This is a genomic window from Schaalia cardiffensis (assembly GCF_016405145.1).
Lineage (GTDB): Bacteria > Actinomycetota > Actinomycetes > Actinomycetales > Actinomycetaceae > Pauljensenia > Pauljensenia cardiffensis.
The window spans coordinates 158,517-176,299 of record NZ_JAEKIA010000001.1 but is presented as its reverse complement, the minus strand read 5'-3'; the positions used below and the strand labels follow the sequence as shown (position 1 = coordinate 176,299).

Sequence of the window (17,783 nt, the reverse complement as noted above, 5' to 3'; positions counted from 1 at the left end):
GGTTGTACTCCCCTTGCCCCTTTAAGGGATGATGTCCCCATGGACGCTGTTCTCACTTTCCTTAGCACCCCTGCGGGCATCGGCCTGGCAGCCCTGATCATTGCGGCGCTCATCGCCCTGGTCGTGCTGGTCGTGCGCCGCTCTGGCGGCGCGGGCCCTTCTCTTCCTGAGCCCCCGCCCGCGCCCGCGCCTGAATCCACACAAGCCAAAGCCCTAGAGACTGACTCGTCTCAACTCCCTGAGGCCAGGGCCGGTCCCGCTGACAAATCCGCCCCGACTCCGAGCGCACAGCCCGAGGAGGCCGAAGAAGCAGCTGAGACGAGCGCCCTCATCGAGGCCCCCGAATCCCTGCCCTCGCGCATGCAACGCCTGCGCTCGCGCCTTGCGGGTTCTGGCTCTCTTGGACGCGCCATCGTGCAGATCCTCTCACGCGGCGAACTCAAAGCCACGGACTGGGAGGAGATTGAAGACACTCTGCTCATCGCCGACCTCGGCCTCGATGCGACCGACGAACTCATGAGCCGCATGAAGGAACGAGTAGCGATCGCCGGGGTTTCCGATTCGACCACGATCCGCACCCTCCTGGCAGAAGAACTGCTCGCCCTCGTCGATGAGAACCTCGACCGCTCCTTGCACCTGGACAAACAGGGCGAGAACGGCGAACTGCCCGCCACCGTCCTCATGGTCGGCGTGAACGGAACCGGTAAGACGACGACCGTCGGGAAGCTCGCGCGCGTCCTCGTCGCCGAAGGCAAAAGCGTGCTGCTCGGCGCGGCTGATACTTTCCGCGCGGCCGCCGCCGAACAACTCAGCACCTGGGGCGAACGCGTCGGCGTTGATGTCATCAAATCGGATCGCGAAGGCGCAGACCCGGCGGCCGTCGCCTTCGACGCTGTCAAGCAGGGGGCGATGCGCGCAGTGGATGTCGTCCTCGTCGACACCGCCGGACGCCTCCAAACCAAGTCGACCCTCATGGAGGAGCTCGGCAAGGTCAAGCGCGTGATGGAAAAGCAAGCTCCCGTCAGCGAGGTTCTTCTTGTCCTCGATGCGACGACCGGACAAAACGGCCTCAAACAAGCCCAGGTTTTCGCCGAGGTCGCAGGCGTCACCGGAATCGTCTTGACGAAACTCGATGGTTCTGCGAAGGGCGGGATCGTCGTCTCCGTCCAAAAGACCCTGGGAGTGCCCGTCAAATTCGTCGGCCTTGGTGAAGGAGCGGACGACCTCGCCCCCTTCGATCCGAGGAGCTTCGTCGACGCGATCGTCAACTCCTGAGAACTCCTCAGCCCCACGCGCCCCCGCCCCGAATCAGAGGCGGGGGCGTCGTGCGATAGGCTGGTCCGAGTCATGGGGGAGCGCCCCCGCCACGCTCATACAGGGGGAACCTCAGTGTTCGGGAATCTGTCCGATCGGTTGATGCAATCCTTCAAGCAGCTCCGCTCTCGTGGAGTGCTCACCGAGTCCGATGTCGACCAGACGATCTCCGAGATCCGCCGCGCCCTCATTGACGCGGATGTCGCCCTGCCCGTCGTCCGTCAGTTCACGAACGAGGTTCGGGAGAAGGCCTACGGTGCGGCGCGCTCCAAAGCCCTCAATCCCGGTCAACAGGTCATCCGCATTGTCCATGAGGAACTCATCGAGATCCTGGGCGGCCAGACCCGTGAACTGAGTTTCGCTGACCGGGGTCCCACCGTCTTCATGCTCGCCGGCCTCCAGGGCGCCGGTAAGACGACCCTTGCAGGCAAACTCGGCAAGTGGCTGCGCGAAGAAGGCAAGAGGGTCCTCCTCGTCGCCTCAGACCTCCAGCGTCCCAACGCCGTCCAACAGCTCCAGATCGTCGGCGAAAGAGCCGGTGTCGAGGTGTGGGCGCCCGAACCCGGCAATGGCATCGGTGATCCGGTCCACGTCGCCCGCACAGGCCTCAACCACGCGATCGAAACCGGCATTGACGTCGTCATCGTCGACACTGCGGGCCGCCTCGGCGTCGATGAGGAGATGATGGCTCAAGCCATCGCGATCCGCGACGCGGTTGAGCCGCGCGAGATCATGTTCGTCCTGGACGCCATGGTCGGTCAGGACGCGGTCCAGACTTCCACGGCGTTCCGCGATGGCGTCGGATTCACCGGTGTCGTCCTATCCAAGCTCGACGGTGACGCCCGAGGAGGTGCCGCCCTTTCCGTTCGCGGCGTCACCGGCGCTCCGATCCTTTTCGCCTCCACCGGTGAGGGCCTCGACGATTTCGAGCGCTTCCACGCCGACCGCATGGCCGGTCGGATCCTCGATATGGGTGACGTCCTCACCCTCATTGAGCAGGCTGAGAAACGCCTTGACGCCGAAGAGGCCGAGCGCATGGCCGCCAAGGCGCTGTCCGGGGAGCTCACCCTCGCAGACTTCCTCTCCCAGCTTCAGCAGATCAAGAAGCTCGGCTCGATGAAGAAGATGCTCGGCATGATCCCGGGAGCGGCCCAGATGCGCGAGCAGATTGAGAACTTCGACGAGCGCGAAGTCGACCGCGTTGAGGCGATCGTGCGCTCCATGACCCCGCAGGAACGCGAAGACGTGTCGATCCTCAATGGCTCGCGTCGTGCTCGCATCGCCCGCGGTTCGGGCACGAGTGTCGCCGATGTCAACGGCCTCGTGAAGCGTTTCGAAGCGGCCAAAGAGATGATGAGCCAGATGGGCCAGGCAGGCGGGGCAATGCCCGGCTTCGGTTCAATGCCCGGTCGGGGAGGCAAAGCGAAACAAAAGGCGAATGCCCGTAAGGCGAAGGCCGATCGTGCGAAGGTAAAGAAGAAGGCCCGTTCGGGCAACCCTGCCAAGCGCCGTCAACAAGAGCTTGAGGCGCTCCTTCCTCGCGACCAACGCAAGGCGAGTGCCCCAGGAGCATCTTTTGGTGCCCCCACACAGGAGGCGCAGCGTCCGAGCATGGATGATCTCCCCGATGACGTCAAACGGATGCTCCAGGGGCTTCAATGATCTTCACAGGCTCCCTCCTGTGGGCTCCATCCAAGGCCATAACCCCCTCGTGGACTCAGGGGACGTGGAGGATCGAGGACGGCGTGATTGACAGGATCGAGGAGCGCCCGGGTGAACTCGGTGGCTATGCGATCCCCGGTTTCGTTGATTCTCACGCCCATATCGGCATCGGAGAACACGGGGGCCTGGGTCCTGCACAGCAGCTCGAGCAGGCCCTTGCGCAACGATCCACGGGCGTGCTCGCGATTCGTGACTGTGGTTCGCCCGTGGATACTCGCTGGATCGACTCTCGGGCCGATCTGCCCAAGCTCAAGCGCGCCGGTCGCCACCTGGCCCGCCCTAAGCGTTACATCCGTGGCCTGCCGATTGAACTCGAGGACGTCAAAGATCTTCCCGAGGCACTCGCCGAACAGGCGCGCCATTCGGACGGATGGGTCAAGCTCGTCGGGGATTGGATCGACCGTTCCAAAGGGGCGGACTCGGATCTTGAACCCCTGTGGCCCCAAGAGGTTCTCCTTGACGCGGTCGCCGCCGCCCATGAGGCGGGAGCGCGCGTCGCAGTCCATTCCTTCGCCCATTCGACGATCGACGACCTCCTGGCAGCGGGCGTCGACGACATTGAGCACGCAACGGGAATGGATGCGGATCAGGCCGATGAGGCTGCGCGCCGGGGAGTGCTCGTCACACCGACGCTCCTGCAGGTCGGTCTGTTCAATGAATTCGCCGCCCAAGCGGGCTCGAAGTATCCGGTCTATGCCGAGACGATGATGAAGATGTTCGAGCGCCGCCGCGAGCATTTCGCGATGCTGCGCGAAGCCGGAGTCACTCTCCTCATGGGCACGGACTCAGGCGGCTATCAGGAGCACGGGTCGATCGGTAAGGAGTTCGCCCTCTGGCAGGCTCAGGGAGTGGATCGCACAGAACTGCTGGATATCGCGAGCTGGCATACGAGGCGCCACCTCGGTTTCGAAGCCCTGCACCCCGGGGCGAGCGCGGATCTGCTCATCTACTTAGAGGATCCGAGGACAGGCGGCGATCTGAACGCACCGGACGCGGTGATTCTCGGCGGAAAGCTCATCGCCCCCTGCGAGTAGCCTCATCTTTTTTGAGATTTCTTTCCCTTTAGACAGTGTCTTCCTCGGCGATCTCAAGGAGGACTGCGCGGGCGCTTGGCGCGAGGAACCCCCGATTCGATGCGACGACACCGGGGCGAAGCCCCTCGCCAAGCCCTGTCCCCATTTCAAGGTTCATGACATTACCCCCTGCGACTGAAAGGATGTGCAGGCCGGCTGCCACATCCCAAGGTTTGAAGGAGGTCCCCATCATTGCGCCGATCCACCCGGCGGCGACATAGGCGAGGTCGAGGGCGGCCGCTCCGTAACGGCGGGTCGACTGGAAGGCTGAGACGATCCGACGTTCACGCTCCACCGCCTTCGTGGGGTCAGTGGCGAGCGCATGGACTCCGGGGTAGTAGCTGATGATGACGGCTTTCGATTCCTCATCGGCGCCCCTGGCGTCCAACTCGCGCACACCCTGGGATGTTTCAACCCATGCGCGCCTCGAATCGGCTGAGAAGAGCTCACCCAGGAGCGGGGCGTTGACGACTCCCGCGACCATGCGCCCATCCAATTCCACGCCGATCGAGGTGTTGAACCAGGGCAGGCCCGCAGCAAAATTCGCGGTCCCATCAATCGGGTCGATGATCCAGCGAACCCTTTCACCCAGATCAGCTACGGCCCTGAGGGCCCCTTCCCATTCCTCGCCCTCAGGCATGACGATTCCCTCAGGAAGCTCAGGAAGATTATTCGGTTGAAGAACATGCGCGCCTGTCTCTTCGCCGAGGACACGGGAGAAGGGAAGGGCGGAACCGAGGATGAGGTGCAGCGCCCTTTCGACGCTTTTGTCATGGACCGTCACCGGGTCGTGGAAGTCCCTTTTCGTTTCCACCGAATCGACGCTTCGCGCGACCTTTTGCAAGTAGTCGCTGACGTGGGTCGCGGCGGTGCGGGCGATGCACACAAGTGAAGAATCGAGCGGAGCAGGGATGGTCATGGGCTTCATCCTTCCACGAAAGAAGGTAAACGTGACTGATTCCACGGCCCCCGACATGCCTGGGAAGGGCTGAGGGTTGGTCGAATCCGCTCAGGGCATGGCAGAATCGAGGACTGTACCCGGTCCGTCGAAGACCCTCTCACTTCGCCGGAACGTGTCCCGGAGTCAACATCGGATTGTGTTTCCCACCTTTCCGGCGGAGGCTCCACCACTTGAGAAACAGGAGTGACCACACCAGTGGCAGTTCGAATCCGCTTGAAGCGCGTGGGCAAGACCCACGCCGCCGCATACCGTGTCGTCGTCGTCGATTCGCGCAAGAAGCGCGATGGTCGCGTCATCGAAGAGCTGGGCATCTACGATCCTCAGCCGAACCCCTCGAAGATCCGCATCGACTCTGATCGTGCGCAGTACTGGCTTGGCGTGGGCGCACAGCCCTCCGACCAGGTTCGCAATCTGCTCGTCCTCACCGGCGACATTGCGAAGTTCAACGGCAAGGCCGACGCGGTCTCCCGCGTCGAGGTTTCCGAGGCCGATAAGGCCGCTGCAGCAGCCGAAGCCGTGAAGACCGCCGAGGCCGAGGCCGAGAAGTCGAAGGCCGGCAAGGCCGCCGCGAAGGCCGAGGAAGAGGCAGAGGCTGCCGCTGAGGCTTCGGCCGAAGAGGCCGCCGAGGCCGGCGAGGAAGCCTGAGATGCTCGCCGATGCACTGGAACACCTCGTCGGGGGGATCGTCGATCATCCCGAGGACGTCCAGGTCTCCACTCGGTCGATGCGTCGCGGCCAACTCCTCGAGGTAAGGGTGAACCCCGATGACCTCGGGCGAGTGATCGGCCGCGGTGGACGCACCGCCAGGGCACTGCGCACCGTCATTGGCGCGCTGTCGACCCGCGGCCCGGTCCGCGTCGACGTCGTCGATACTGATCGCGAATAAGATTGCAGATCATGCAGTGAAGGGGTCCGGCTCAGCCGGGCCCCTTCACTGCATGGGCATCCGCTGTGATGAAATGTATGCCGAACACTGAAGGAGAAGACCATGAGGATGACAGCTGGAATCATTGGACCCGCACACGGCCTGCGCGGTGAAGTCCTCGTTGACGTCCGATCCGACGACCCCGAGCTGTGGGCTCCCGGCTCCCTCTTCTCCCTCGAGGATTCTCCTGTCACTGAACTCACCATAGGTGGCGCCCGCATGCACAAGGAGCGTCTACTCGTCTCCTTCGAAGAGATCACGAGCCGCGAAAAAGCTGAGGAGCTGCGTGGCGCGCGCCTGCTCGTTGAAGAACACGAAGAAGAGGACGCCTGGTATCCGCATCAACTCAAAGGCCTCAAAGCCCTCACCCCTCAGGGCGAGGAGCTCGGCACCGTTTCGGGGGTCCGCTTCGGATCGGCTCAGGATCTGTTGCTCGTGAGAACCCCCAAAGGCACGGTGATGGTGCCCTTCGTCACTCAGATCGTTCCCGAGATCGACCTTGAAAGCGGAGTCGTCACGATTGACGCGCCCCCCGGCCTCTTCGATGAGGATGTCGTCGATACGGGGGAAACGAGGGGCGAAAGATGAGGATCGATCTTCTCTCCATTTTCCCCGACTACTTCGCACCCCTCGGGGTTTCACTGTTGGGCAAGGCGGGCGAGCACGGCCTCGTGGACCTGAGGATCCATGATCTTCGCGAGTGGACCCATGATCGCCATCGCAGTGTTGACGACACCCCCTACGGCGGGGGCGCTGGAATGGTGATGATGCCGAGCGTATGGGGCGAAGCGATCGACGAGGTCTTCGAAGAGACTGAGACGGGTGGGCAATCGGATCGCCGGGTGCTCGCAATCCCTACTCCCTCGGGGGTGCCCCTTACCCAGTCCATGGCTCAGGACCTGACGAATGCGACTCAGCTTGTCATCGCCTGCGGCCGCTATGAGGGGATCGATCAGCGCGTCGCAGAGCACTACCGGGAAGCGGGATATGAGGTCCTTGAGTATTCGATCGGCGACTATGTCCTCAACGGCGGGGAAGTGGCGGCCCTCGTCCTCGTTGAAGCAGTGACGCGCCTCCTCGACGGTTTCATGGGGAACCCGGATTCGATCGTCGAAGAGTCCTACTCGCAGGGGCTGCTCGAATATCCCGCGTACACGAAGCCCCGCTCGTGGCGAGGACTGGAGGTCCCTGAGGTCCTGCTCAGCGGCGACCATGGGGCGATCAGCCGCTGGAGGCGCGATCGTTCCTTGGAACGTACGGCGGCCAGGCGCCCCGACCTCCTTGCCTCCCTCAAACCCGAAGAACTCGATTTTTCCGATTTGGAACTGCTCGCCGGGCTGGGGTTCCTCCTTCGTGAGGGGCGGACACATGAACTGCAGATCCGCAGCGCACAGATAGAGGATGCTGGCGCTCTTAGCGCCATTGCAGCACGGACTTTCCCTGATGCCTGCCCACCCGAACTGTGCCAAGAAGCCATAGAAGCATTCATCGCGGCTGAACTATCAGAAAAGTCCTTCGCAGATTACCTGTGTGATCCGCAGCGATACCGCATCCTTCTCGCCCTCGTCGAGGGGGAGGCCGTTGGCTACACTCTGACGATCCTCGGTGAAGACGCACTCGACGAGGCCCTGGTGCGAAAGGGTCGCATCGAGAAGGGGGACGCCTACCTGTCGAAGTGCTATGTGGATTCCACGTGGCGGGGGAGCGGATTGGCGAGCGCCCTGCTTGAGGCCGCGGTGCGCGACGCAGCTGAGAAGAGTCATGCTCCTCGCATTGTTGTGGCGACGAATGAGGCCAACCTGCGGGCCCAGCGCTTCTACAAGAAGCACGGCTTCAAGAAGGCCGCTCGGCGCAGCTTCAACGTCGGCGGGGTGGTGAACCGCGACCTCGTCTTCGTGCGCGATCTCACGGGGCTTCGCGGCCAGTGACGCGCTCAAGCGTCTCGCTTCGGGGCGTGAGCATGTGGCACACTGGTGCTTTGGTGCACCCGGAGTGAACCTGCCGCAGGGGGCCTCCGTCAGGGTGCATTATCGAATGAATCGCAGGCCCGGCCTGCCGTATTCGACGCTTTCGACCTGCGGCGAGCGCGTCAAGGAGTACACATGCAGAAGCTGGACGCAGTCGACGCTGCTTCCCTCCGTTCCGACCTTCCGACCTTCCGCGCCGGTGACACCGTCAAGGTGCATGTGAAGGTCATCGAGGGCAGCCGTTCTCGTATCCAGATCTTCCAGGGCGTTGTCCTCGCCCGTCGCGGTCACGGCGTCTCTGAGACGTTCATCGTCCGCAAGGTCTCCTTCGGTGTTGGCGTGGAGCGTACCTTCCCGCTGCACGCCCCCACGATCGACCGCATCGAGGTCGTCACCAAGGGTGACGTCCGCCGCGCCAAGCTCTACTACCTGCGTGAGCGTCACGGCAAGGCCGCGAAGATCAAGGAGCACCGTTCGGGCAGCGCGGAGTGACCCTCCGGGCACAAGCCCCCAGTGCCCGGTACTCTGTTTCAGAGTGCCGGGCGCTTCGCATTCCGGCCACACACAGAAACGAGGACCAATGAGCGCTGGGTCGACGGGCACGAGACGCACGGGAGTCAAGCTCGCCCCCCAGCATCTGCCCAAAGCTCAAGAGCCAGCGGAGCTAGAACCTCTTGGGTTTCTCGGCTGGATCAAGGAAATGCTGTCTGTGATTCTCGTTGCCGCGATCATCTCAGCGCTGCTTCGGGCTTTCGTGTTCCAAGTGTTTTGGATTCCCTCGCCCTCGATGCGCGACACTCTCGTCGAACACGACAAGATCGTGGTCTCACGCATTGATGCTTGGACGGGGTCGATTCAGCGCGGGGATGTCGTCGTTTTCCATGATGAGCTTGGTTGGCTTCGCTCTTCGCATGGTTCTTCTCCTTTGAGGCGCGTCGGAGAGTTCTTCGGGATCGTTCCCGCAGGCGATGAACAGACCCTGGTCAAACGCGTCATCGGGGTCGGCGGCGACCGGGTCTCCTTCTCTGTTGAGACGGGGAGGATCAGCGTCAATGGAGTGCCCATTGAGGAGCCCTATATCGCCCAGGGCCAGGTCCCCTCGACGATTCCTTTCGACGAGGTCGTCCCGGAAGGGACCTTGTGGGTGATGGGTGATAATCGCGGTAACTCCGCAGACTCTCGTTACCACAGGCAAAACGGGGAGAGCCCTTTTGTGCCCGTTGGCGCGGTCGTCGGCACGGTGAAGGCCGTGATCCTGCCCCTTAATCGGGCCCACTGGGGGCTTTCAGCTCCTGAGGTTTTCTCACAGGTGAAGTGATGCCGAGGATTCTCGCTTCTCGCCAGTTCGAACTCGAACTCCTCACCACATACTCTCCTCTTGTCGGAATGGACGAGGTCGGGCGTGGAGCCCTTGCAGGCCCCGTCGCGGTCGGCGCCTGTGCCATCACCGGCAGTGAAGGGGAGGCGCCCTCGGGCCTGGCGGATTCGAAACTCCTCAGCGCGAAAAAACGCGAGGAGCTCGCACCCCAGGTTCGTTCCTGGGCTGCGGCCTCGGCCGTCGCTTGGGCTTCGAATGAGGAGATCGACCGTTTCGGGATCATCGTGGGGCTCCGTTTGGCCGGAATGCGTGCCCTTGCTCGCATCGAGGAGAAGATCGGCGCTCCCGCGCTGGTCCTCTTGGATGGCTCCCATGATTGGCTCACGCCTCCGGAGGATCTTTTCGCCTCCCTGGAGGGGCCCGAAATGCCAGATGTGACTCTTGGGGAAGTGATGACGCGAGTGAAGGCCGATGCCCAGTGCACTCTCGTCGCCGCAGCCTCGGTGATTGCGAAGGTCGCGAGGGATGAGCATATGACGAAGCTGGAAGACCCCGGCTACGGCTGGGCGTCGAATAAGGGATATTCCTCACCCCAACATGTGGCGGGGCTCAAGGCCCTGGGGCCGAGTTTCGCGCATCGACGCTCCTGGAGCCTCCCGGGGATCTGAACGTGAGCTTTCCTGGCATTCGGCGCGCCGTGAACTGAGAGTGCTCCCCGGAGCTTCTCAAGGCATCATGGTGGGGTGAATGAGGACATCGAAGGCTACGAGAATTCGCTCGAGCTCGCGCTCTTTCGTGAGTACCGGGATGTTATTGGCCTGTTCAAGTACGTCGTCGAAACGGAAAGACGTTTCTACCTGTGCAATCAGGTGGATGTGCAAGCCCGTCCGGTGGGTGGGGACGTCTACTTCGAACTGAAACTGACTGACGCGTGGGTCTGGGACATCTACCGTTCATCGCGTTTCGTCCGTTCCGTGCACGTTGTGACCTTCAAGGACGTGAACGTTGAGGAGTTGTCCAAACCGGAACTCAACATCCCTTGAGGCGCACACTCGTCGCGTGAATCGAAGGGAAAAGAAGCCCGGAGCCTGAAAGAGGCCCGGGCTCTTTTCCTTATCCACACCCCATCGGGCTCTCCGCCGCGTCCACAGGCGACGATGCTCCGCCTCGCCCTGATCGTTTCCACGGGGAAGCCTGGAAGCGGAGGTGGAGGAATGAACACGCTCACACTGCCCGAAAAGAACGGGGCGAAGCGAGAAACGAAGGACCATCGGCGCATCCTGGGCAAGGCGGGGGAGGAGACCGCAGCGAAAATCCTGTCAGAAGCCGGCCTCGTGATACGTGAACGCAATTGGAGGGCAGGGCGCATAGGGGAACTTGACCTCATCGCGCACGAGGGCGAGAAAACCATCATCGTTGAAGTGCGTACCCGCATTGGTCAGCGCCTGGGCACGCCCCTTGAATCGGTGGACAGGCGCAAAATCGCGAAATTGAGAAGACTCGCAGGCCAGTGGTCGAGCCAGAACCGGCTGCGCCAGCCGATCTGCATTGACGTGATCGCCCTGGGCCTTCCCCCTCAAGCCCGAGAGCGCCTCCCCCACATCAAAGAGGATACGGATCTGCGCACTTTAGGCGCCGAGGTCACATGGGTCAGGGGAGTCGCATGAGCGCGCGCATCGCCTCCGCCCGTTCAATCGCGCTTTTGGGCTTGGAAGGATACGGCGTCGACGTGGAAGCACACGTCGGCCGCGGCCTCGTCACCTTCACCCTCGTCGGACTGCCCGACGCTTCCCTCAGGGAAGCCAAGGATCGTGTCCGCTCAGCACTTCAAGCCATTGAATGCGAAGTCCTCGATGCTCATATCACGGTGAATCTCTCACCGGCGGGACTGCCAAAATCTGGCTCCGGTTTCGACCTCGCGATCGCAGCGGCGATCCTCAAAGCCGCCGAGGCAATCCACCCCCAGGCCTTCGCAGATACGATCCTCCTCGCCGAACTCGGTCTCGATGGAGGTTTACGCCCCATCAAAGGCACCCTCCCCGCGGTCGCCGCTGCGAAACAGATCGGCGCGAAACGTATCATCGTTGCCGCCGCGAGCGCCGCAGAAGCTAGCCTCGTCGCCGACATTGAGGTCCTCGGTTTCGACCACCTCGCAGATGTCGTCGTATGGGCGGGGGGACGAGCCAGCAAGCCCCAGCTCCTCGACCCCGCTCCCATGCGCCCGCAGTCTTCGACCATATACCGGCAGGCCCCGGATCTGGCAGATGTTCGCGGACAAGACACTGCGATCGACGCCCTCGAAGTCGCAGCCGCCGGAGGGCATCATCTGTTCCTCATCGGCGAACCCGGCGCGGGCAAAACGATGCTCGCCTCCAGGCTCCCGTCGATCTTGCCGCCCCTCGAGGAAGCGGTAGCCCTGCAGACCACAGCGATCCATTCCCTTGCGGGCATACTCCCTCAAGATTCGAGTCTCATCCGAACCCCTCCTTTTCAGGCGCCGCATCATTCGATGACGATCCCCGCACTCATCGGGGGTGGATCTGGGATCGCAGCACCGGGGGCGGTGTCTCTTGCCCACGGGGGAGTCCTCTTCCTCGACGAGGCCGCAGAGTTCTCGCCCTCGGTCCTCGATTCTTTGCGCCAACCCTTGGAGGAGCGTTTCGTGACGATCCACCGTTCGAAGGCTTCGGCTCGTTATCCCTCAGCTTTCCAATTGGTACTCGCCTCGAATCCGTGCCCGTGCGGACACGGGGGACGAGCATGCCGCTGCACCTCGATGCAGAGAAGACGCTACGCTTCCAGGCTCTCAGGCCCTTTGCTTGACCGGATCGACATCACCATCGCGATGAGACAACCGACGAAGGCTGATCTTCGTTTTTCGCGCCAACGCTTTTCAGCCGAGGTCCGAAAACGCGTTGAGGAAGCGAGGGCGAGGGGCGCCCGGCGTTTGAAGGACACGGGGTGGAAGATGAACTCCGAGCTTCCCGGAGCGTGGATTCGCCACTCTTCCGGTATTCCCGAGCGTTTCATCGAAGCTCTCGACCGGGCCGTTGATGAAGGAATCGTCACCATGCGCGGAGCCGATAGGGTCTTGCGCCTCATGTGGACTCTCGCCGACCTTCATGAGCGGCCACTTCCCAATGATGAGGATCTCGCACGCGCACTGATGCTGAGGAACGGGGGACTCAATGCGAATTGAAGCGCAGGCTTTCGACATCGCCTGGTGGTCCTGCGTCGCCGAACCCGCAGATCCCCATGCCGTAGCACTCATCTCGGCTCTGGGGCCCACAGAAGCGCGGGCCTGGGCGCAAGCACCACTGCCTGGCGCTTTACCACACGCCCTGGAGGGGCAGGGACGATGGGAAGAAGCGCACGCACGTTGGGCTCCTCGAGCCAAAGCCCCAGGAGTGCAAGCCGAACTTGAGCAACTCGAGGAACTCGGAGGACGCTTCATCGTGCCCGGGGACGCGCAATGGCCCGAAAGCCTTAACGATCTTGGCCCCCTGCGCCCCCTGGGACTGTGGACAATCGGAACCCTGCCGAACAATCCCCGAGTCTCAATCGTGGGCGCCCGAGCGGCGAGCAGCGCGGGCGAGCGCAACGCCTTCGACCTTGGGGCAGGTCTTGCCCAAGCGGGAGTCTCGACCTGCTCGGGCGGGGCCTTCGGGATTGACATTGCCGCCCATCGCGGGTGTCGGGCGGCCAGCGCCCCGACGATCGCCGTCATGGCCGGTGGCCTGTCGAAACCCTACCCGCTTGCCCATGAGGAGGATTTCGCAAGGATCATCGCAGAGGGCGGTGCGCTCATCTCCGAATGTCCGAGTTCGTGGCGTCCCGCGAAATGGCGTTTCCTCTCGCGCAACCGGATCATTGCCGCCTTAAGTCCGGTCACCGTCGTCGTCGAAGCTTCGATACGCTCCGGTGCTTTGGCGACCGCGAGGAGAGCGATGGAGCTCGGCCGTGAAGTCGGAGCAATGCCCGGACCTTTGAGTTCAAGTTCGAGTGAGGGCTGTCATGAACTGATCCGCAACTCTGCAACCCTGATCCGTGATGCCCAAGATGTCCTCGAACTCCTTGAGCCCTTCACTCTTGGCGGACAGGGGACGCTCTTTGGGGCTCCCGTGATGCGCGACCGAGGAGTTGATGCTCTCAACCCCATCCCCAGACGAGTCTTCGAAGCCTTGCCGAAACGCTCTTTCGCTCGTCTTTCCCGCCTGAGCAGGGCCGCAGGGCTTTCAGAATCGGAAGTGCTCACGGCCCTGGCAGAACTCGAACTTGCAGGACTCATCGTTTCTGACTCCCGGGGGTGGGCTCGCCGCAGGGCATAGGATGATCCCCATGACGAAGGAGGCGCCCTTTGACGCGTGGATCACTCATCTGCGCCATAATCGGGGCCTTTCCGAGCACACGATCCGCGCCTATGGCACTGACCTCGCCTCCTGCCTCGACTTCCTCGGAAGCAATGAGGGAGCGAGCGCGGATGAGCTCGCCCAGACCCTCACAACCCGCAAGATCCGCCTGTGGCTCGGCTCGAACGCTCAGGAGGGGGCCTCGCGTTCAACGCTCTCACGCAAAACGGCTTCGCTTCGGGCCTTCACCTCGTGGGCGCACGAACGAGGGATCCTCCCCTCCGACCCCGCTCTCGCTCTTGCGACCGCCAGAGCCGAGCAGAGGCTTCCCCAGGTCCTGAACCGGAACGATGCGGAGCGTCTCATGGAGCATGCGCGCTCGCGGGCGAGGGACGAGGGGAGCGTCGCGCTGCGGGATTGGGCGATCCTCGAGACGATCTACGCGACGGGAATCCGCGTCTCTGAGCTTTGCGGGCTCGAGCTGACTTCCCTCGAGCGGGCTTCGGCGACGCTGCGCGTTGTCGGCAAGGGGAATAAGGAGCGTGTCGTTCCTCTTACTCCCATTGCTCTTGTGGCGATTGAACGGTGGCTGGGGCAGGGGCGTCCTGCGCTCGCACATGACGATTCTGGTTCTGCGCTTTTCATCGGAGAACGTGGAAAACGTGTCGACGCGAGGATCGTGCGTTCGATGATTCACCGTGAGGCGGCCCGAGCGGGTGTGCCGGATGTGGCTCCGCATGCTCTCAGGCACACCGCCGCGACCCATCTTCTCCAGGGAGGAGCGGATTTGCGCAGCGTGCAAGAGATCCTCGGGCATTCTTCGCTGAGGACCACTCAGCGTTACACGCACGTTGACGCTGATCGGCTTTCTGCGATCTACCAGAGGGCCCACCCGCGCGCCTAGGAGGCATGTTGCGGCTCCGCGGATTCAGCACTGTGTCGCACTCGATCCACCCGCGCCCCTGAGGGCCTGCCTTGGGGGCACAAGGCTGTGCCCGAGGCCGGGGAACTCAGCTCTAGGACTGCAGGCGGGCCCGGTGTGATCTGCTTGTTCCACATCCCTCTTTTGCCCTCGAAACACGACCCCGCTCACACTCAGGCCAAATACCGCCCCCATCGGAGTCAATCGATGTGCAGCGACGCCACCCTCCTTACGCCTTGTGAAACGCTGGCGCCAGTGGTGAAGGCTTGAGCTCAGGCTTAGCCCTCCCAGGGCCAGAGCACGACTTCGCCGACGAGCAGGCGCAGCGGATCCACATACTCTGTCGCTGAGAGTTTCGCGCCCCAATGCAGACCCGGAGTGTGACTCCCCTCGCCTAGGACCCCGATCGCTTCACCACGGGCGACGATCTGGCCGGGAAGGACAAGAGGCTCCACCGCTTCGAAGGTCGAGCGCAGCCTTCCGTGTTGGATCGAAATGACGGGACGGTCCACGATTGTGCCCACCACGAGCACGGTACCGGCGGCTGGAGCGCGGATGATGGAGCCTGGGGGAAGATCCAGATCGACGCCCCGGTGACCGGCCAGCCAGGGGCGGGCCGGAGGATCGTATGCGCGCAAAACCTGAGTCGGCCCGTCGCAGGGCCACGACCAGCCAGAATCGGCTGGGGAAGTCTCGAGGGCAGCTGAGCCAGTCTCTGTGAATATGACTGCCCCCGCGTCCTCGTACTCGAGTGCCCGTGCCGCGTCGAACACGCCGGGCCCTGTCATGGCATCCGCGAGGCGTCCCGGTGTTTCACGTGAGAGCATTCCCGGTGTTTCACCTAGGGCTGGACCACCATCTTCGAGCGGCACTGCACCTGGAGGCGCGAAGAAGACGCCGCTCTTCGGAGAGGGCAGGAGCTCCGGACCGGCCCGAGGCGGCGTTTCAGAGGGTGCGAAAAGCAAAGAAGCACTGAGAGCGAAGACGAGAAACACAAGGCGGCTGAGCACGAGCCCAGCCTCCACAGTATTCAAGCTGAAGACCATGACGATCCCCTGAGGATGTGGATGCGTCGTGGGAGCGCGAAGGCCTGTGGAAAGGGGGAGAGCACCTGCGCTGGCAGAACACGCACAGGTGTCGATAGCGCAAGAGGCCGAAGACGAAGCGGATTCGGCGACGAGGGTCACAATGACGCTGGAAAGTCCGCCTGATCTCATGGTCTAAACTGTCAGGGCACCTGTTCTCAGGTGACTTCGCGCGTCGTTACCGCAGCGCAGTCTTGAGCTGCATCGCGGGGCGCGCCGACCCGGTCCTTTTCAGGCGGTCGGCGGTCACGGCGCTAGGGCCCGGGTGTGAATCTCGGGCAATAACCGAACCGGGGTGGAAACCCCACGATCCCGCGAACGCGGGGAAAGGACGATCATGGCAGTCGTTACCATGCGTCAGCTCCTCGAGTCCGGCGTCCACTTCGGACACCAGACTCGCCGTTGGAACCCGAAGATGAAGCGCTTCATCCTCACCGAGCGCAACGGCATTTACATCATCGACCTCCAGCAGACGATCGCCGACATCGACATCGCTTACGACTTCGTCAAGCAGACGGTCGCCCACGGCGGTTCGATCCTCTTCGTCGGAACGAAGAAGCAGGCTCAGGAGGCCGTCGCCGAGCAGGCCACCCGCGTCGGCATGCCCTACGTGAACCATCGTTGGCTCGGCGGCATGCTTACCAACTTCCAGACCGTCGCCAAGCGCCTCCAGCGCCTCAAGGAACTCGAGCAGCTCGACTTCGAAGACGTCGCCGCCTCCGGCCACACCAAGAAGGAACTGCTCATGATGAGCCGCGAGAAGGAGAAGCTCTCGCGCACCCTCGGCGGCATCCGCGACATGGCCAAGGTCCCCTCGGCCCTGTGGATCGTCGATCCGAAGAAGGAACACCTCGCCGTTGCCGAGGCTCGTAAGCTCAACATCCCGATCGTTGCGATCCTTGACACCAACGCCGATCCGGACGAGGTCGACTACCGCATCCCGGGCAACGACGACGCCATCCGCGCCGTCTCCCTCCTCACCCGCGTGATCGCCGACGCCGTCGCCGATGGCCTCCTCGCGCGTTCTGAGACCCGCAAGTCCGCTGATTCGGCCGAGACCGTCGCCGAGCCTCTCGCCGAGTGGGAGCGCGAGCTCCTCGAAGGTGAAGCCGCTCCCGCCGAGGCCGAAGAGGCTAAAGCTGAAGAGCCTCAGGCTGAAGAGGCGCCCGCCGAAGAGGCTCCCAAGCAGGACTGAAACCGCAGCTCGAAGAAAAGGACACTGTCAATGGCGAATTTCACCGCTGCCGACGTGAAGGCTCTGCGCGAGCAGACCGGCGCCGGAATGATGGATGTGAAGAAGGCCCTCACCGAGGCCGATGGCGACGCTGAGAAGGCACTGGAGATCATCCGCCTCAAGGGCCTCAAGTCGCTCTCCAAGCGCGAAGACCGTCAGGCCTCCGCGGGCCTGCTCGTCGCCGAGGTCGAAGGCGGCGTCGGCGTCCTCGTCGAGGTCAACTCCGAGACCGACTTCGTCGCGAAGAACCAGAAGTTCATCGATTTCGCGAACGAGGTCCTCGCGGCCGCCGTCGCTTCCAAGGCCGCAGATCTCGAGACCCTCCTCGCCGCCCCCATGGGTGGGGAGACCGTTCAGGACAAGCTCAACGGCATGGCTGCGGTCATCGGCGAGAAGCTCGAGATCCGTCGCGTCGTGCGCGTCGAGGGCGAGAACGTTGATCTCTACCTCCACCAGACCAGCCCGGACCTGCCCCCGCAGGTCGGAGTCTTCGTCGTGACCGACGCCGCTGGCGCTTCGGTCGCCCACGACATCGCGATGCACGTCGCCGCCTACATGCCCGCGTACCTTGACCGCGACCACGTTCCGGCCGATGTGCTCGAGAAGGAGCGTGCGACTCTCGTGAAGATCACCCTCGAAGAGGGTAAGCCCGAGAAGATCGTCGACAAGATCGTCACCGGTCGTCTTGAGGCCTACTTCAAGGACAACTGCCTCGTTGACCAGGCCTTCGCCCGCGACCCCTCCAAGTCGGTCGGCAAGGTCCTCGAAGAGGCCGGCGCGAAGATCACTGACTTCGTCCGCGTCCACGTCGGAGCCTGACGCTTCGTAATGGCCCCGCCCCAGTGGCGGGGCCATTACAGTACCCACACATCTTCTCCTCAGTTCTCATTCGCATTCTTTAGGAGCAATCGAC

At 63.0% G+C, this 17,783-nt stretch carries 19 protein-coding genes; 17 read left to right on the top strand and 2 right to left on the bottom strand.

Going from position 1 to position 17,783, the window contains the following annotated elements:
* Positions 1-39 precede the first annotated feature (39 nt).
* The 3 genes from ftsY to JFX23_RS00775 all read left to right on the top strand — a co-directional run bounded on the left by ftsY (position 40) and on the right by JFX23_RS00775 (position 4,070).
* On the top strand, positions 40-1,275 hold the full coding sequence (gene ftsY, locus JFX23_RS00785; RefSeq protein ID WP_198775027.1) for a signal recognition particle-docking protein FtsY: 1,236 nt from the start codon (positions 40-42) through the stop codon (positions 1,273-1,275).
* A 114-nt stretch (positions 1,276-1,389) separates the two neighbouring features.
* Complete coding sequence (gene ffh / locus JFX23_RS00780; protein ID WP_198775025.1) at positions 1,390-2,976, top strand: signal recognition particle protein; 1,587 nt, start codon at positions 1,390-1,392, stop codon at positions 2,974-2,976.
* Complete coding sequence (locus tag JFX23_RS00775) at positions 2,973-4,070, top strand: amidohydrolase family protein (protein ID WP_198775023.1); 1,098 nt, start codon at positions 2,973-2,975, stop codon at positions 4,068-4,070. Before ffh ends, JFX23_RS00775 begins: the two co-directional genes overlap by 4 nt.
* Positions 4,071-4,098: 28 nt before the next feature.
* On the opposite strand, the gene JFX23_RS00770 is transcribed toward JFX23_RS00775, so the two are convergent.
* Complete coding sequence (locus JFX23_RS00770; RefSeq protein WP_198775015.1) at positions 4,099-5,028, bottom strand: inositol monophosphatase family protein; 930 nt, start codon at positions 5,026-5,028, stop codon at positions 4,099-4,101.
* Between the two features lie 237 nt (positions 5,029-5,265).
* On the opposite strand from JFX23_RS00770, the gene rpsP reads away from it, so the two are divergent.
* The 12 genes from rpsP to JFX23_RS00710 all read left to right on the top strand — a co-directional run bounded on the left by rpsP (position 5,266) and on the right by JFX23_RS00710 (position 14,533).
* Entirely contained in the window at positions 5,266-5,715 is a 450-nt protein-coding gene (rpsP, locus tag JFX23_RS00765; RefSeq protein WP_198775013.1) for a 30S ribosomal protein S16, read from the top strand.
* 1 nt (position 5,716) lies between these two features.
* Entirely contained in the window at positions 5,717-5,956 is a 240-nt protein-coding gene (locus tag JFX23_RS00760) for an RNA-binding protein (RefSeq protein WP_005964103.1), read from the top strand.
* A gap of 102 nt (positions 5,957-6,058) precedes the next feature.
* Positions 6,059-6,583: a ribosome maturation factor RimM gene (gene rimM, locus JFX23_RS00755; protein ID WP_198775011.1), complete on the top strand. Its 525-nt coding sequence runs from the start codon at positions 6,059-6,061 to the stop codon at positions 6,581-6,583.
* Entirely contained in the window at positions 6,580-7,923 is a 1,344-nt protein-coding gene (trmD, locus tag JFX23_RS00750) for a tRNA (guanosine(37)-N1)-methyltransferase TrmD (protein WP_198775010.1), read from the top strand. Before rimM ends, trmD begins: the two co-directional genes overlap by 4 nt.
* A 174-nt stretch (positions 7,924-8,097) precedes the next feature.
* A complete protein-coding gene (rplS, locus tag JFX23_RS00745; protein WP_198775008.1) occupies positions 8,098-8,454 on the top strand; it encodes a 50S ribosomal protein L19 in 357 nt (118 codons plus the stop codon).
* Positions 8,455-8,542: 88 nt separating this feature from the next.
* On the top strand, positions 8,543-9,280 hold the full coding sequence (gene lepB, locus JFX23_RS00740; protein WP_198775006.1) for a signal peptidase I: 738 nt from the start codon (positions 8,543-8,545) through the stop codon (positions 9,278-9,280).
* Entirely contained in the window at positions 9,280-9,948 is a 669-nt protein-coding gene (locus JFX23_RS00735; RefSeq protein WP_005964095.1) for a ribonuclease HII, read from the top strand. Before lepB ends, JFX23_RS00735 begins: the two co-directional genes overlap by 1 nt.
* Positions 9,949-10,023: 75 nt before the next feature.
* Positions 10,024-10,323 carry a DUF2469 domain-containing protein gene (locus tag JFX23_RS00730; protein WP_005964093.1) on the top strand — a complete coding sequence of 100 codons (300 nt, stop codon included), beginning with the start codon at positions 10,024-10,026 and terminating at the stop codon, positions 10,321-10,323.
* A gap of 171 nt (positions 10,324-10,494) precedes the next feature.
* Positions 10,495-10,947, top strand: coding sequence for a YraN family protein (locus tag JFX23_RS00725; RefSeq protein WP_083879499.1), 453 nt, complete (start codon positions 10,495-10,497; stop codon positions 10,945-10,947).
* Complete coding sequence (locus tag JFX23_RS00720; RefSeq protein ID WP_198775004.1) at positions 10,944-12,479, top strand: YifB family Mg chelatase-like AAA ATPase; 1,536 nt, start codon at positions 10,944-10,946, stop codon at positions 12,477-12,479. Before JFX23_RS00725 ends, JFX23_RS00720 begins: the two co-directional genes overlap by 4 nt.
* Positions 12,469-13,608 (top strand): DNA-processing protein DprA, encoded by a 1,140-nt coding sequence (dprA, locus tag JFX23_RS00715; protein WP_005964085.1) that lies wholly within the window; start codon positions 12,469-12,471, stop codon positions 13,606-13,608. Before JFX23_RS00720 ends, dprA begins: the two co-directional genes overlap by 11 nt.
* A 1-nt stretch (position 13,609) precedes the next feature.
* Positions 13,610-14,533: a tyrosine recombinase XerC gene (locus JFX23_RS00710; RefSeq protein WP_198775002.1), complete on the top strand. Its 924-nt coding sequence runs from the start codon at positions 13,610-13,612 to the stop codon at positions 14,531-14,533.
* A gap of 296 nt (positions 14,534-14,829) precedes the next feature.
* On the opposite strand, the gene JFX23_RS00705 is transcribed toward JFX23_RS00710, so the two are convergent.
* Positions 14,830-15,768 carry a M23 family metallopeptidase gene (locus JFX23_RS00705; RefSeq protein WP_198775000.1) on the bottom strand — a complete coding sequence of 313 codons (939 nt, stop codon included), beginning with the start codon at positions 15,766-15,768 and terminating at the stop codon, positions 14,830-14,832.
* A 205-nt stretch (positions 15,769-15,973) separates the two neighbouring features.
* On the opposite strand from JFX23_RS00705, the gene rpsB reads away from it, so the two are divergent.
* Together rpsB and tsf are read left to right on the top strand one after the other, a co-directional pair.
* Positions 15,974-16,831 carry a 30S ribosomal protein S2 gene (rpsB, locus tag JFX23_RS00700; protein ID WP_198774999.1) on the top strand — a complete coding sequence of 286 codons (858 nt, stop codon included), beginning with the start codon at positions 15,974-15,976 and terminating at the stop codon, positions 16,829-16,831.
* Between the two features lie 30 nt (positions 16,832-16,861).
* Positions 16,862-17,689: a translation elongation factor Ts gene (tsf, locus tag JFX23_RS00695; RefSeq protein ID WP_198774997.1), complete on the top strand. Its 828-nt coding sequence runs from the start codon at positions 16,862-16,864 to the stop codon at positions 17,687-17,689.
* Positions 17,690-17,783 lie beyond the last annotated feature (94 nt).